Consider the following 395-nt stretch of genomic DNA (forward strand, 5'->3'; position numbering starts at 1 on the left):
CGCTCGATCTTGGCCATCGAGCCCTCGATCGTCAGCTTGCGGGCGCCGGACAGCTGCGGGATGCCCAGCCGCTCCGAGATCAGCGCCGGCATCACCGACACCTGCCCGTCGGTGGACTCGGCGCCGCACAGCACCAGGTCGTACTCCAGCTGCGACAGCGCGGCGGCGATGATCGCGCTGGTCTGCGGGGCGCAGGAGCCGTGGATCGCCGGGTCGCTGACGTGCACGGCCTTGTCCGCGCCCATCGACAGGGCCTTGCGGATGGCGTCGGTGGCGGTGTCGGGGCCGACGGTGAGCACGGTGACCTCGCCGCCGTGGGCCTCCTTGACCGTCAGCGCCTCCTCGATGGCGTACTCGTCCATCTCGTTGATCACGTTGTCGGCGGTGGCCCGCGC

The 395-nt window shown here is 71.1% G+C and carries 1 pseudogene; it reads right to left on the reverse strand.

The features are described from left to right. A pseudogene (locus Q1A09_RS22530) lies at window positions 1-395 on the reverse strand (electron transfer flavoprotein subunit beta); the annotation flags it as partial.

It is taken from the genome of uncultured Modestobacter sp. (assembly GCF_947486615.1).
GTDB lineage: Bacteria > Actinomycetota > Actinomycetes > Mycobacteriales > Geodermatophilaceae > Modestobacter.